Here is a 14,677-nt window from a genome sequence, read left to right as displayed (position 1 = left end):
TGATGCTACGTTGTTTATTATTGCTACTTTTGACTACTGGTACGCTGCAAGCAGAAGAGCAAAGCCGCTACTTGATGGATGTTGTTGATGTACAAGGTCTACGTGATAACCAACTCGTGGGTTATGGTTTAGTCGTCGGCTTAAATGGGACGGGCGATCGCTCTCAAGTCAAATTTACCAGCCAGTCCGTCGTCAACATGCTCAAACAGTTTGGCGTGCAAATTGATGATAAAACCGATCCCAAATTAAAGAACGTCGCCGCCGTTGCTGTGCATGCGACGATTACGTCCTTAGCCAGCCCAGGCCAATCTTTAGATGTAACGGTTTCGTCCCTCGGTGATGCAAAGAGTCTGCAGGGCGGCACTTTGTTAATGACACCGCTTAGAGCTGTCGATGGTGAAGTTTACGCGGTTGCACAGGGTAACTTGGTTGTTGGTGGGATTTCTGCTGCGGGTCGAAATGGCTCCTCGGTGACAGTCAATGTACCTACCGTTGGCACCATTCCCAATGGCGCCTTACTTGAGGCATCCATCAAAAGTAACTTTAGTGATAATGAAGACATCATTTTAAATCTTAAGGATCCCAACTTTAAAACTGCCCGCAATATTGAACGGGCTGTTAATGAACTATTTGGCCCCGATATTGCGCGTGCGCAGGATCATGCCAAGGTCTTGGTACATGCGCCTAAATCGAATCGAGAGCGTGTGACTTTCATGTCAATGCTTGAAGAACTTAAGATTGACCAAGGCCGACGTTCACCTCGAATTGTGTTCAATAGCCGAACTGGCACTGTGGTATTAGGGGGCGATGTTGTTGTCCGTAAGGCTGCGGTGAGTCATGGCAATCTGACCGTCACTATTGTTGAACGTGAAAACGTGAGTCAACCCAATGGGGCTTATCTTGGTAATGCCGCTGGCGAAACCGTGGTGACAAATGATAGTCAGGTATTGGTTGAGCAAGGTAACAAACGTATGTTCGTTTGGCCAGAGGGAACATCAATAGAAGAAATCGTCCGTGCGGTTAATAGTTTAGGTGCGACCCCAATGGACTTGATGGCAATTCTTGAAGCCTTGTCAGAAGCCGGTTCCTTAGAAGCTGATTTGGTGGTGATCTAATGAAAGTTGAAAATACGGGCGGTTATTTAAATAAGCTCAATGCCGATGATTTGATCAAGGCGAATGGCGAGCAAGGTGCACTGAAATTAGTCAGCCAGCAGTTTGAGGCGCAGTTCCTGCAAACGGTACTTAAACAAATGCGCTCAGCTACTGACGCTATGGCCGATGAAGACAATCCTTTAACCACTAAAAGTAATAATGGTATTTATCAAGATTTACATGATGCGGAATTGGCGAGTCGTTTAAGCCAAGTTAATGGTATGGGTTTAGCTGAAGTGATGACTAAGCAGCTATCACGTTCATTTCAGTCCGAGAAAGATCCGGTCGCCTTTGATCCTCAACAGATGACAACAACAGCGATGCAGCCTGCACTTATTATGCGGCCCGTTGTGAAGGATTTTAAATGAGCAAGTTGAACATTGGTAAGTCTGGCTTATTGGCAAGCATGGCGGCATTGAATGCAACTTCAAATAACGTTGCTAATGCTATGGTTGCAGGCTATTCACGTCAGCAGGTGATGTTAAGTTCGGTTGGCGGCGGTGCTTATGGCTCCGGCGCAGGCGTTTTTGTGGATGGTGTAAGGCGGATCTCTGATCAGTACGAAGTCGCGCAGTTATGGCAAACCACGAGTGCAGTTGGCTTTTCTAAAGTACAAAGCAGCTATTTGCGTCAGGCTGAACAAGTATTTGGTGCCGAAGGGAACAATGTCTCCAAAGGCCTAGATCAATTATTTGCCGCCCTAAATTCATCAATGGAACAGCCTAATCTCATCGCCTACCGACAAGGTGTACTTAATGAGGCTAAGGCCGTTGCCCAAAGAGTGAATGCAATCAACGACAATATTGATTCGCAACGTAATCAGATCAATGGGCAGCTTGGTTCATCCGTTAAAGAGATCAACTCACAACTTAATATTATCGCCAGTTTTAACCGTGACATTCAGGCGGCGAGTGTGACAGGAACGATTCCGCCTGCACTGCAAGATAGTCGAGATGCTGCGATTGATGACTTAGCGGCGATTTTAGATATTCGGGTGGTTGAAGATAGCCAAGGCATGGTCAATATCTCGCTGGCCCGAGGTGAGCCATTATTGACTGGAAATACGGCGGCTAAATTAGCGAGCGCTCCCGATCCTGCCAATCCTAAAAATGATCTGGTGACTATCCAGTTTGGTTCCAGCCAGTTTAATGTTGATGAAACCGCTGGTGGCAGTTTAGGTGCCTTGCTTACTTACCGTGATGTTCAGCTCGCGGACTCGCAAGAGTACATAGATGAATTAGCGGTAATGTTAGCGACCGAGTTTAATTCTATTCTTGCTTCGGGCACTGACTTAAATGGTGTGACACCTTCACAGGATTTATTTACTTATCAAGCCAATAACCCAGGGGGAAGCTTATCTCTAACGGCTGGCTTTACGCCTGATAAACTTGCCTTTGGTAAAGATGGTACCCAAGGCGATAACACAAATTTAAAAGCCTTAGTGCAGCTAGCGAATAAAGAGCTGAGTTTTACTAGTCTTGGCAGTAATACAAGCTTAGCGGAATCCTTCTCTAGCAAGGTCGGCCAGTTAGGTTCAGCTTCTCGCCAAGCGATTTCATTTGCTAAAACCAGTGTTGATTTACAGAAAGATGCGCAGTCACAATGGGCGAGTACCAGTGGTGTGAATCCCGACGAAGAAGGGATCAATTTGATCATCTATCAGCAGTCATATATGGCAAATGCGAAGGTGATTTCCACCGCAGATCAACTGTTTCAAACCATGCTCAGTAGCTTTTAAGGACTTTATTCATGCGTGTAACAATGCAAAATTTATACACTAATAATTTAAACAGTTTGCAGAACACGACGTATGATGTGGCACGTTTGAATCAAATGCTCTCTAAAGGTGTTTCAATACTATCGCCTTCAGATGATCCAATTGGTGTCGTTCGCGTGATGGATAATCAGCGCGATCTCGCGTTAGTGCAGCAATACGTTAAAAATATTGATTCCTTAAGTACCAGCATGAGCCGCGCTGAAACCTATTTATCTAGCATGGTTGAGACGCAGCAGCGGATGAAGGAAATCAGTATCGCCACTAATAGCTCGAATCTCTCGAAAGAGGATAGAGCATCCTATGCTTCTGAAATGGAAGAACTCTTAAAGGGATTAGTGGATAATATTAACGCCACCGATGAGTCGGGTAATTACCTGTTTTCGGGTAACGCGATTGAGAAAGCTGCGGTAGTTAAGGATACTGCTGGGCGATACGTCTACCAAGGTGATGCTAGCGAAAGAACGGTGCAAACCTCTAACTCGTCATGGACTACGGCTAATGTCACCGCCGAAAAGGTTTTATTCTCCAATGCTGGCCAAGATATTTTAAATCAAGCAATGGACTATATTAACGTATTAAAGGACCCAAGCTTATCACCAAGCGATGCCGCTTTCAGTGCGGCTGCTAGCGGAATACAAACAGCGTTAAACGAAACCTTAGATAGCATAGGTGCGGCGATTACCGATTTTGGTGGCAAGCAAAATAATCTCGCGTTAGTCAAAAGCTCCCATGAAGAGATGGTGTTGTTTAGTAAGCAAGTGATAGGTGAAACGCAAGAGCTCGATTATGCCGCTGCCACTGCCGAGTTCAATGTTAAATTAACCGCATTAAAAATTACCCAGCAAACTTTTGTACAGATAAGCCAACTGTCCCTTTTCAATCATATGTAGGTAATGAGTTAAATGATCAAAGGGATAGGTGAGTCACTTAGTCAGTTACGTCAAAGTCAGACGGTAACTTCCCATTATGTTGCTCCGATATCAGGTGCACCCCGCAGTGCACCGAAAGCGAGGCCCATACCTAAGCATAGATTGGAAGCTTATGGACGTTGGGCCAAGGTGACTCAAGAGCAACATAATATTAGTGCATCGCAAGTGGTGTTACAGAGCTTGAGCTCAGCTAAAAGTATTCTGGGTCAATTAAACAAACAGTTGCAAACGTGCTTGTTCAGTAAAAGTTCGGTTGTTGAAGACGCATTACATAAAGCAGAAGAATGTCGTAGGCAATTAATCGAGATTAAGCCTCATTACCAAGGTAAACGCTTACTCGATCATCATTTGAATTTGATTTCAGCATCCCAGCCTGCGGCATTACATTTTTTTAAGTTCCGACGAGTTGATCTCACCTCACCTAAGAACCGCGATGAGCGGATTACGCTTTTTACTGAAAAGCAAACATTGCATTTGTTCTTGCCGGCGAATAAAAATCGCTTAGAGCTACAGGATATCATAGAGCCTGTTTTAGCTTCGATTGGGATGAGTATTGACCGCTTATCGAACAATGACACTGTGTTTACAGCACCGCATGAGACTTGGATGAGGCTCAGTGGTGGGATTTTAATGGTTGGCGAAGGGCAGAGATTGCCTGCGGGAGAGCCGAGAAATATACAACTAGAAGAGAAGTTTAGTTGGCAGGATCCCCGTGAATGGAATTTTTCCGAAGTTGAAAAGCTGAAAATGACGTTAGCAAAAGTGATAAAAGTTGAAAAAAAAGTCACAGTGCAAATTGATGACATCAAAGCATCACACCGCTTACTGCTCGTGAAGGCTAAGCAATTAACTGCCTCGAGTCAGCCTAAAATTGAATTACAGCATTTGCATAAATTTATGCAACCTCATCCTTTTGCCTATCAAGTGACTTCATTGATGGCGCAGGGAAATACTAACCGTGAGCAGGTTAGTGCACTGTTAATCTAGTTTTTGAACCTCACCTAATTTAGATCATAAAAATAACCGATAGCGTTTTAGTGATGCGTTATTTATGTCGCTTTAATGAGTTATGCCTGGATTCAGGCCTAACCAAAAAAATCGTTATTTTCTGGAGAACTACTATGTTAGGTGTTCATACTAATTACGCTTCAATCGTTGCGCAGGGTGCTGTAAATAAAAGTAATAATCTATTAACTAATGCCATGGAGCGTTTGTCGACGGGTTTACGTATCAACAGCGCATCTGATGATGCTGCGGGTCTGCAAATTGCTAACCGCATGAGCGCTAACGTAAAAGGTATGGAAACAGCTTCACGCAATATTTCTGATGCGACCTCTATGCTGCAAACTGCTGACGGTGCATTAGAAGAATTAACTATTATTGCCAACCGTCAGAAAGAATTGGCGACCCAAGCGGCGAACGGTGTGAACTCTGATGCTGATAGGTTAGCACTTGATGCTGAATTCCAAGAGTTGATTAAAGAGTCGGCTCGTATCATGACCAATACAACTTATGCAGGTAATGATTTATTTACTAAGTTGGAGGGGGGAGTCCAGTTTCAAATTGGTGCAGGCACTACAGAAACGTTAACTGTAACCAGTGCTAAGCCTACTGCAGTTGCTGGCGATTTAAAAGATACGGCTAAATCAACTCAAGCAATAACCGATGTTGATGCGTATATTAAGGCAGTAGGTACTGCCCGTTCTACCTTAGGTGCTAACATTAACCGTCTTGGTCATACCTCAGCTAACTTAGCTAGCGTGACTGAAAATACTAAAGCCGCTGCTGGCCGTATTATGGATGCCGATTTTGCGGTTGAATCTGCCAATATGACGCGCAACCAATTATTAGTTCAAGCGGGTACAACGGTTCTGTCTTCTGCTAACCAAAATACGGGTTTAGTCATGGGGTTACTGCGCTAATTCTAGTTAAGCCAGTTAGTTTTCTTTTCAATGCCAGTGAGCTTAGCTTGCTGGCATTTTTTATGGTGTTTGGCGCATGCCATTTAAGTCTGATTTTTACAGTACCAATGCGCTCTATTTTTAAATATCGATTTTAGTTGTGTGCTGTTGCTGTCGCCTTAGTTAGTTATCCCTGAGTTCAGGTCTACCCCAAATGCTCGTTATTTTCTGGAGAACTACATATGTTAGGTGTTCATACTAATTACGCTTCAATTGTTGCACAAGGTGCTGTTAACAAAAGTAATAACCTATTGACTAATGCTATGGAGCGTTTGTCTACTGGTTTACGTATCAATAGCGCATCTGATGATGCAGCGGGTCTGCAAATTGCTAACCGCATGAGCGCTAACGTGAAAGGTATGGAAACAGCTTCACGTAATATTTCTGATGCGACCTCTATGCTACAAACTGCTGATGGCGCGTTAGAAGAGTTGACGACTATTGCCAACCGCCAGAAAGAATTGGCAACCCAAGCCGCCAACGGTGTGAACTCGACAGCTGATTTGAAAGCATTGGATGATGAGTTTCAAGCGTTGATTAAAGAGTCAACTCGTATCATGGGCAAGACTACCTATGCGGGTAATGATTTATTCGCCACATTAAGTACTGGAACTGGTGTTAAATTCCAAATTGGTGCTGGTACTACTGAAACCTTAGATGTTTTAATTGCAAAACCTACGGATGTTGGTGGTGATTTAACTTCAGGGGCGAATGCGACAACGGCAATAACAGCCGTTGATACTTATATTAAAGAAGTGGGCACGGCCCGCTCTACCTTAGGTGCCAACATTAATCGTCTTGGCCATACTGCGGCTAACCTCGCCAGTGTGACTGAAAACACTAAAGCCGCAGCAGGTCGTATTATGGATGCCGATTTTGCGGTTGAATCTGCCAATATGACGCGCAACCAATTATTAGTTCAAGCGGGTACAACGGTTCTGTCTTCAGCTAACCAAAATACGGGTTTAGTGATGGGTCTACTGCGCTAATTACAATTAATTAGTCCGCTAGTCAGTGTTAGTTTTAATGCCAGCTTGCTGGCATTTTTAATGGTGTTTGGTGTATTTCATCTAATCCTGATTTTTATTGTAAATGCAGGTGTTTTTGAACATAGGTTTTAGTTATTTGTTTTTACTGTCGCCTTAGTTAGTTATCCCTGAGTTCAGGTCTACCCCAAATGCTCGTTATTTTCTGGAGAACTACATATGTTAGGTGTTCATACTAATTACGCTTCAATTGTTGCACAAGGTGCTGTTAACAAAAGCAATAACCTACTAACTAACGCCATGGAGCGTTTATCGACGGGTTTACGTATCAATAGCGCATCTGATGATGCTGCGGGTTTGCAAATTGCTAACCGCATGAGTGCTAACGTAAAAGGCATGGAAACGGCTTCACGCAATATTTCTGATGCAACCTCTATGCTGCAAACCGCAGATGGTGCGTTAGAAGAATTAACGACCATTGCTAATCGCCAGAAAGAATTGGCTACTCAAGCATCTAACGGTGTTAACTCAACTGATGATTTGAAAGCATTGAATGATGAGTTTAAAGAGTTGAACTCAGAAATCACCCGTATTATTGACAATACAACGTATGCGGGTAATAAACTATTTGAAGCTACAGATGGTGTGCTAGTAAAGGGTACTGGAGTTAAATTTCAAATTGGTGCTGGGACATCAGAAACAATGGATGTTAAATTAGCCGCGATTGATAAAACTGTTACCGGTGACTTAACTACTGCAGCAAATACCGCTATTGGTGCTGTAGATACTTTCTTATCTAAAGTTGGTACTGCCCGTTCAACCTTAGGTGCCAACATTAACCGTCTTGGCCATACTGCGGCTAACCTTGCCAGCGTAACTGAAAATACCAAAGCCGCTGCCGGCCGTATTATGGATGCCGATTTCGCGGTTGAATCAGCTAATATGACGCGCAACCAATTATTAGTTCAGGCGGGTACAACGGTACTGTCTTCAGCTAACCAAAATACAGGCTTAGTCATGGGTCTACTGCGCTAATTACAGTTAAGCCAGTCAGTTTAGTTTTAATGCCAGTGAGCTTAGCTTACTGGCATTTTTTATGGTGTTTGGTGCATGCCATTTCAGTCTGATTTTTACAGTGCTAATGCACTCATTTTAAAATCGATTTTAGTTGTGTGCTGTTGCTGTCGCCTTAGTTAGTTATGGAGCGATGCTGAGATTCAGGCATCGCCAAGATAACCGTTATTTTTCAGGAGAACTGATATGTTAGGTGTTCACACTAATTACGCTTCAATCGTTGCACAAGGTGCTGTTAACAAAAGCAATAACTTACTAACTAACGCCATGGAGCGTTTGTCGACGGGTTTACGTATCAATAGCGCATCTGATGATGCTGCGGGTTTGCAAATTGCTAACCGCATGAGTGCTAACGTAAAAGGCATGGAAACGGCTTCACGCAATATTTCTGATGCAACCTCTATGCTGCAAACCGCCGATGGTGCATTAGAAGAATTAACGACCATTGCTAACCGCCAAAAAGAATTGGCCACTCAAGCGGCGAACGGTGTGAATTCTGCTGATGATTTAACTGCGCTGAATGATGAATTTGTACAGTTAAACGATGAAATTACACGCATTGTTGAAAACACAACCTATGCGGGTAATAACCTGTTTAAAGATGCGACTGATGGCGTACTTATTAAAGGTGTTGACTTCCAGATTGGTGCTGGAATAGCAGAAACACTGAATGTGAAGTTAGGCGCTATTTCAACAACTGTAACAGGTGACTTAACCACTGGTGCTACTGCTGCAATTACCGCTGTTGATACTTTCTTAGCCAAAGTGGGTACAGAACGTTCTACACTAGGCGCCAACATTAACCGTCTTGGCCATACTGCGGCTAACCTTGCCAGCGTAACTGAAAATACCAAAGCCGCTGCAGGCCGTATTATGGATGCCGATTTCGCGGTTGAATCTGCCAATATGACCCGTAACCAATTATTAGTTCAAGCGGGTACAACAGTACTGTCTTCAGCTAACCAAAATACAGGTTTAGTCATGGGGTTACTGCGCTAATTTTATTAAATTAGTCAGTGTTAGTTTTAATGCCAGTGAGCTTAGCTTGCTGGCATTTTTTATGGCGTTTTGAGCATGCCATTTCAGTCTGTTTTTATAGAGGTGATCCCATCTATTTTTAAATAAGTTTTAGTTGTGTGCTGTTGCTGTCGCCTTAATTAGTTATGGATCGATGCTGAGATTCAGGCATCGCCAAGATAACCGTTATTTTTCAGGAGAACTGATATGTTAGGTGTTCATACTAATTACGCTTCAATTGTTGCTCAAGGTGCTGTTAACAAAAGCAATAACTTATTGACTAATGCTATGGAGCGTTTGTCTACGGGTTTACGTATCAATAGCGCATCTGATGATGCTGCGGGGTTGCAAATTGCAAACCGCATGAGCGCTAACGTAAAAGGTATGGAAACAGCATCACGCAATATTTCTGATGCGACCTCTATGCTGCAAACCGCTGATGGTGCGTTAGAAGAATTAACGACCATTGCCAATCGCCAGAAAGAATTGGCTACTCAAGCATCAAACGGTGTTAACTCAACTGATGATTTGAAAGCATTGAATGATGAGTTTAAAGAGCTAAATGATGAGATCGAGCGTATTGCTACCAAAACGACTTATGCAGGTAATGACCTTTTTACCAAGCTTACAGATGTAACTTTCCAGATCGGTGCAGGTAAAGATGAAATTCTGAACGTTAAACTTACAGCGCTTACGGCAGACATTACGGCTCTTAAAGCTGGCGATTTAGAAGGCACCCCGAATGATGCAATTAAGTTAGTGGATGATTTTATTTCTGCAGTTGGCACTAAACGTTCAACCTTAGGCGCCAACATTAACCGTCTTGGCCATACTGCGGCTAACCTTGCCAGCGTAACTGAAAATACCAAAGCCGCTGCCGGCCGTATTATGGATGCCGATTTCGCGGTTGAATCTGCCAATATGACGCGCAACCAATTATTAGTTCAGGCGGGTACAACAGTACTTTCTTCAGCTAACCAAAATACTGGCTTAGTGATGGGTCTATTGCGTTAATGTTATTGGGTAAGTGATGTCATTGGTCACAGCTAAAATGCCAGTTAGTTGCGCTGACTGGCATTTTTATTTTAGCCACGGTTTATGTATTGGTCGGTAGTCGCTAAACCCGAGATTGAAACCTATAAGGTTCATATTTTAGTGGGGAATTTTCGATAACACAAAGTGGAAGATAGTTTTCCTGTTTAAGTGTTTATGCGGAAGTTTTTAGCTGTGTTCGGGCCAGTTAATTATTTAAATATCTTTAAAAACAGCAGCTTGTTTTTGGCATGCGTTTTGCTCTAGAACGAGTGGAGGTAGTCATGATTTCAGGTATGAATGCAGCACAATTTGCTCAGCAACTGATTGGCGCAGACCGCGCAGGTAAAGATACACTTTACAAAGGCAAGCTAACTGCCAGTAAAACACAGTTAGATGCCTATACGTTGCTTGAAAATAATATGAAGAAAATGGCCACTAAGCTCAGTGAAATCGGTGGTGATGCGGCGAAAGGGAAAATTGCTACAGTTACGGGCGAGAATGCGACCGCGACAGTTAAATCTGATGCGCCAAAGGGCAATTATGATTTGAGTGTGCATAAACTTGCGCAAGCGCATCAGCTTACTAAGACCTATACATCTGAAAACGAACTGTTACCCGCGTCAGGCGTAATAAGCATTCAAGTCGGTAGCGATCCGACTAAGCGCATGGAAATTGATTTGGCAACGGTTAATGGCGGTGCGCCTATTTCTGTGTCTCAGTTACGCGATGTGATCAATAAACAAGTGGGCAATCCAGGGGTACAGGCGTCATTAGTACGCACAGGTAACCAAATCGAATTTATGCTGTCTTCAAAGGAATCGGGTGTCGCGAATCAAGTGAAGGTGGAGTTTAATGGCGCTGATTGGGGCATGACAGAACGTCGTGCAGCACAAGATGCGGAACTCACATTAAACGGTATCGATATTACCAGCAGTAGTAACTATCTAGAGAATGTTGTTGATGGTGTCAGCCTTGAATTAGTCAAGGTGCATGCGGCTGGTGAAAGCAGCATGATTAAAGTAACAGACGATTTTGAAGCGAACAAGAAAGCGGTTAAGGATTTTGTCGATTCATTTAATTCTATAATGACGCAAATTAATCAATTAACCCGTTCAATGGGCGTTAAAACCTCTGACTCAAGCTCTTCGGATAAAGATAAAGAAGACAAAACTACCGCTGTGAGTGAAGCACAAATTGGTGTGTTGAAGGGGGATACTTCTATTCGCCTACTCCAGTCTAAATTACGTGATTCTGTATTTGTAACCGCCGCCAATGGTATGCGTTTGTCTGATATTGGGATTGAGATTGGTCGAGACGGAAAGCTAAAAATTGATGATGCTAAGCTGACCGATAGCTTTAAAAGTGATCCAGAAAAAGTACAAGCCATGTTTACTGGCCCTGATAGCTATGTCAAAAGCATCGAAAATACCCTAAAACCATTTACACAGTTTAATGGTTATATCGATCAAAAGCAGGAAGCGATTAATAAACAGATCAAAAGCGTGAATGACAGCATGGCACGTCATGATTATCAAATGAATCAAAAGTATCAGATTTATTTAACGCAATTTACTGCAATGGAAGCGACGATTAATCAATTTAGCGCTGCAAGTGGGCTATTTAGCTAGGAAATTATAACCAATGTTAAACGAGTACGATCCATTTAATGCCTACAAGCAAACCGCGTTAGACGCACAAGTAGCGGCAGCCACAACCCATGATATGGTGCGTATGCTACTTGATGGTTTATTGGAAGAACTAGAGCGGACCGCTGGCCATATGGAATACCAAAGGTATGAGGCGAAAGGCATGAGTATCCACAAGTGCCTTAATATAGTGCACGGCTTGGACTCTATGCTTGACCTTGAAAATGGTGGTGAAGTTGCCGTGAGTTTACATCGTCTCTATGACTTCTGTAGCCGTCAGCTTGTCAGTGCCAGTGTCGAAAACAGTGCAGAAGCTCTGGTTCCAATTACTCAGGTGATTACCAATGTCAGAGAAGGATGGGCAAATCTCAATTAAGCAATGGGCGCGTTTTGCGAGTGCTCTACGCCAATATGCAGATGCCCGGGATTGGGAAAATGTCCGAAAAGTGAATATCGCTTTGATTAAGGCGCTGCAACAGGCAGGTAAGGCTCATGATATTGAACAGAAAACTGCCCGTGCGGAATTAAAGCGGGTTCATTCTCAAGTGCTCCAAGAATTAATCTTGGCTCGTGATGAATTAGCCGTTGAAATGGGCCGATTTAAGTTGCAACAACCAGGTTTAGCCGCCTATCAATTAACTCAAGTGAGTGGAGCTGTGGATGATCTCTGATCTTCTTTCAATTCGTCCAGTGGGCACAAGTACCAGCTTGACGACTAAGGTGGTCAGTGCAGTTGATCAAGATAAATCTGAGCCATTTACCTTGTTGGCGTTACCTATAGGATTGCCTGTGGAATCTCTTCCTCTAGGTGAGGTGCGGTTGACTGCGAGTACTGAACAAGCTCAAGACAGTGATGCTGATACCTTTTTAAATCAATATATTAATAGTGATTTTTCTGGCTCAGTGCCTTTTGTACCCGTTGCTGCTCCTGTTGCATCAGTTGCTGCTCCTGCTGCTCCTGCTGTACCTGGAGTGCCTCCGTCACTGTTAAATACTGAGGTTAACTCAGCGCCTATTAGTCAAGACGGTTTAGCCGCTACGCCTCAGAACAGTCTCGTTTCACCGACTGCTGTTGCGCCGTTTGTTCCTGTTATTTTGCCTGCTGAAACTGTTAAAGCGGATCCGGTAGGTCGAACTCCTGCATCTTTAATTGGGCTCTCAGCCACAGATCAAAGAGGAAGCCTATTTAGCTCAGGGATGACCTCATCTATGGCTCTTGCAGGAAGTAGCACTCAGCCTACGAGTATGAGTGGTGAACCCTTGAAAATGAGCGGCGCATTTATGCAGGATTCAACGCTGGCACCTTTCTCTGGGAATTTTGACCATTTGAAATCTGACTCGTCAGTGTTTCAGCGTGTGTTAGCTGAGCTCAGGGGGCATGAAGCTAAAGATATTAATGCGATTGGAGCTCAGCAAGTTGCGGGCTCGCAGGCTGCCAGTGCCACTCAATGGGGACCCGTATCACTCACTCCAATGGCTTCTTTAGCGCAGCAATCTCAAGAGATCCTCACTCCCTTAAGAGAGCACCTTCGTTTCCAAGTCGATCAACATATTAAGAAAGCCGAATTGAGGTTAGATCCGCCGGAGCTGGGCAAGATCGAGCTTAATATTCGTTTAGAGGGCGATCGTTTACAGGTGCAAATGCATGCAGTGAATCCGGCAATTCGAGATGCATTGCTCAATGGTTTAGATCGTTTGAGAGTGGATTTGGCAATGGATCATGGCGGTCAAATTGATGTCGATATTGGTCAAGGTGGATCGTCACAGCACCAGCAGGAAACGGCATTATTTTCCTCGACAATAACGGCTGACGCTGCGACGGATAATGCTGTCGATGTTATGGCGAGAGAAAAATCTCAATTAGATTTATTGGCTTAAGTGCCGGAGTCGTTTAATGGCAATTTTAAAATCTCGTTTAGTAAAGATTATTTTAGCGTTACTTGTGCTCATTAGTTCGACCGCAGGTGCATTTTGGATTGGAACAAGTAGTGGAGATTGGAAGCTAGCAGAGCTTTTTGCATCGGAACCCGAAGTCAAACCTGTACCTGTGGCAAAGTTCTATCCATTAGAAAAGTTTGTTATATCGATTCCAGGGGATAAATACCCCCATTACATGCTGCTTGAAATGTCATTAAAAAGCCGTAATCCCAATATGAAAACGGTTTTGCTAGAGTCTGACCCACTCATACGTAACGCTATGATGAAGATGTTTTCACGTAAAACATTTGAGCAGTTGAATCATTTAGACCAGCTCGACAGCTTACAGTCAGAGGCGCTGATATTGATGGTAAAAGTGCTGTCTGATAATCAATTACCGTCGGATATTGATGAAGTGCTCTTTACTCGCATGGTGATCCAGTAAGAGGCCCTATCATGACAACAGCGGGCCAACTCGCATATCAACAAACCTGTGACTATCCGGTCGAAGAGCGCCAATCTGAACAGCAGATTATTCGGCAATATCTGCCATTAATTAAACGTATCGTGTCGCAGATGCGCAGTCACTGCGGCGTGATGTTATCCCTCGAGGATATGGAGCAAATTGGCATGATGGCCTTGCTTGAGTCATCACGTCGGTATCCTGGTGAGTTGGATAATGGATTTATTTCCTTCGCGGGGCAACGCATTCGCGGTGCCATACTCGACGAGCTGAGGCGTCAAGATTGGCGCCCTAGACCTGTTCGGCAGCAGGCCCATGAGCTTAATGACGTGGTTAGGCGCTTGAGTCGAGAGATGGGGCGTGAACCAAGCGATCTCGAAGTGGCCAGTGCGCTTGGGCTGAGCGCAGAAGATTATCGGGAACGCTTATATTCAACACAAGCGGAGTCGATGAAGAGCTTAGACGAATTGCTATTAGGAGGGGAGCAACCAGTAGACAGAAGCAATGATGTCGAGCGATTGATGCTGAAGCAAACCTTGATCAAAGTTATTTCAAAATTAAATGAAAGAGAACAGCTAATTCTGTCGCTTTACTATCATCATGAGCTGAATTTAAAAGAGATAGCTTTGGCATTGGGATTGACTGAAACGCGTATTTGCCAGCTGCATAAATCAGCTATTTCACAGTTAAAAACAATATTGCAGCGCTAAAGTTTAAA

Annotated in this window: 16 protein-coding genes; all 16 read left to right on the top strand. The window is 43.7% G+C overall.

Going from position 1 to position 14,677, the window contains the following annotated elements; genetic code table 11:
- Positions 1 to 2: 2 nt before the first annotated feature.
- The 16 genes from NE536_RS12015 to NE536_RS11940 all read left to right on the top strand — a co-directional run bounded on the left by NE536_RS12015 (position 3) and on the right by NE536_RS11940 (position 14,669).
- Positions 3 to 1,115, top strand: a complete 1,113-nt coding sequence (locus NE536_RS12015) for a flagellar basal body P-ring protein FlgI (RefSeq protein WP_261272826.1) — start codon at positions 3 to 5, stop codon at positions 1,113 to 1,115.
- Positions 1,115 to 1,522, top strand: coding sequence for a rod-binding protein (locus NE536_RS12010; RefSeq protein WP_011848028.1), 408 nt, complete (start codon positions 1,115 to 1,117; stop codon positions 1,520 to 1,522). The genes NE536_RS12015 and NE536_RS12010 overlap by 1 nt, the downstream gene beginning before the upstream one ends.
- Positions 1,519 to 2,892, top strand: coding sequence for a flagellar hook-associated protein FlgK (flgK, locus tag NE536_RS12005; RefSeq protein ID WP_261272825.1), 1,374 nt, complete (start codon positions 1,519 to 1,521; stop codon positions 2,890 to 2,892). Before NE536_RS12010 ends, flgK begins: the two co-directional genes overlap by 4 nt.
- A gap of 11 nt (positions 2,893 to 2,903) precedes the next feature.
- Positions 2,904 to 3,821: a flagellar hook-associated protein FlgL gene (gene flgL / locus NE536_RS12000; protein ID WP_259515931.1), complete on the top strand. Its 918-nt coding sequence runs from the start codon at positions 2,904 to 2,906 to the stop codon at positions 3,819 to 3,821.
- Between the two features lie 12 nt (positions 3,822 to 3,833).
- Complete coding sequence (locus NE536_RS11995) at positions 3,834 to 4,847, top strand: hypothetical protein (RefSeq protein ID WP_261272824.1); 1,014 nt, start codon at positions 3,834 to 3,836, stop codon at positions 4,845 to 4,847.
- Positions 4,848 to 4,981: 134 nt separating this feature from the next.
- Positions 4,982 to 5,782: a flagellin N-terminal helical domain-containing protein gene (locus tag NE536_RS11990; RefSeq protein ID WP_248068746.1), complete on the top strand. Its 801-nt coding sequence runs from the start codon at positions 4,982 to 4,984 to the stop codon at positions 5,780 to 5,782.
- 221 nt (positions 5,783 to 6,003) lie between these two features.
- Positions 6,004 to 6,810: a flagellin N-terminal helical domain-containing protein gene (locus NE536_RS11985; RefSeq protein ID WP_261272823.1), complete on the top strand. Its 807-nt coding sequence runs from the start codon at positions 6,004 to 6,006 to the stop codon at positions 6,808 to 6,810.
- Positions 6,811 to 7,026: 216 nt separating this feature from the next.
- Entirely contained in the window at positions 7,027 to 7,842 is an 816-nt protein-coding gene (locus tag NE536_RS11980; RefSeq protein ID WP_261272822.1) for a flagellin N-terminal helical domain-containing protein, read from the top strand.
- Positions 7,843 to 8,067: 225 nt separating this feature from the next.
- Complete coding sequence (locus NE536_RS11975) at positions 8,068 to 8,880, top strand: flagellin N-terminal helical domain-containing protein (protein WP_261272821.1); 813 nt, start codon at positions 8,068 to 8,070, stop codon at positions 8,878 to 8,880.
- A 225-nt stretch (positions 8,881 to 9,105) separates the two neighbouring features.
- On the top strand, positions 9,106 to 9,912 hold the full coding sequence (locus NE536_RS11970; RefSeq protein ID WP_261272820.1) for a flagellin N-terminal helical domain-containing protein: 807 nt from the start codon (positions 9,106 to 9,108) through the stop codon (positions 9,910 to 9,912).
- A gap of 302 nt (positions 9,913 to 10,214) precedes the next feature.
- Positions 10,215 to 11,561, top strand: coding sequence for a flagellar filament capping protein FliD (gene fliD / locus NE536_RS11965; RefSeq protein WP_261272819.1), 1,347 nt, complete (start codon positions 10,215 to 10,217; stop codon positions 11,559 to 11,561).
- Positions 11,562 to 11,574: 13 nt separating this feature from the next.
- Positions 11,575 to 11,955 carry a flagellar export chaperone FliS gene (gene fliS, locus NE536_RS11960; RefSeq protein ID WP_006083381.1) on the top strand — a complete coding sequence of 127 codons (381 nt, stop codon included), beginning with the start codon at positions 11,575 to 11,577 and terminating at the stop codon, positions 11,953 to 11,955.
- Positions 11,924 to 12,250, top strand: coding sequence for a hypothetical protein (locus NE536_RS11955; RefSeq protein WP_261272818.1), 327 nt, complete (start codon positions 11,924 to 11,926; stop codon positions 12,248 to 12,250). Before fliS ends, NE536_RS11955 begins: the two co-directional genes overlap by 32 nt.
- Positions 12,240 to 13,457 (top strand): flagellar hook-length control protein FliK, encoded by a 1,218-nt coding sequence (locus NE536_RS11950; protein ID WP_261272817.1) that lies wholly within the window; start codon positions 12,240 to 12,242, stop codon positions 13,455 to 13,457. Before NE536_RS11955 ends, NE536_RS11950 begins: the two co-directional genes overlap by 11 nt.
- A 16-nt stretch (positions 13,458 to 13,473) precedes the next feature.
- Positions 13,474 to 13,941, top strand: a complete 468-nt coding sequence (locus NE536_RS11945; protein ID WP_261272816.1) for a flagellar basal body-associated FliL family protein — start codon at positions 13,474 to 13,476, stop codon at positions 13,939 to 13,941.
- Positions 13,942 to 13,952: 11 nt separating this feature from the next.
- A complete protein-coding gene (locus NE536_RS11940) occupies positions 13,953 to 14,669 on the top strand; it encodes an RNA polymerase sigma factor FliA (protein WP_261272815.1) in 717 nt (238 codons plus the stop codon).
- Positions 14,670 to 14,677: the final 8 nt, after the last annotated feature.

Source organism: Shewanella septentrionalis (assembly GCF_025370265.1).
Lineage (GTDB): Bacteria > Pseudomonadota > Gammaproteobacteria > Enterobacterales > Shewanellaceae > Shewanella > Shewanella hafniensis.
Note: the sequence above shows the minus strand (reverse complement) of the source record. Positions and strands in the feature narration are given on the sequence as shown.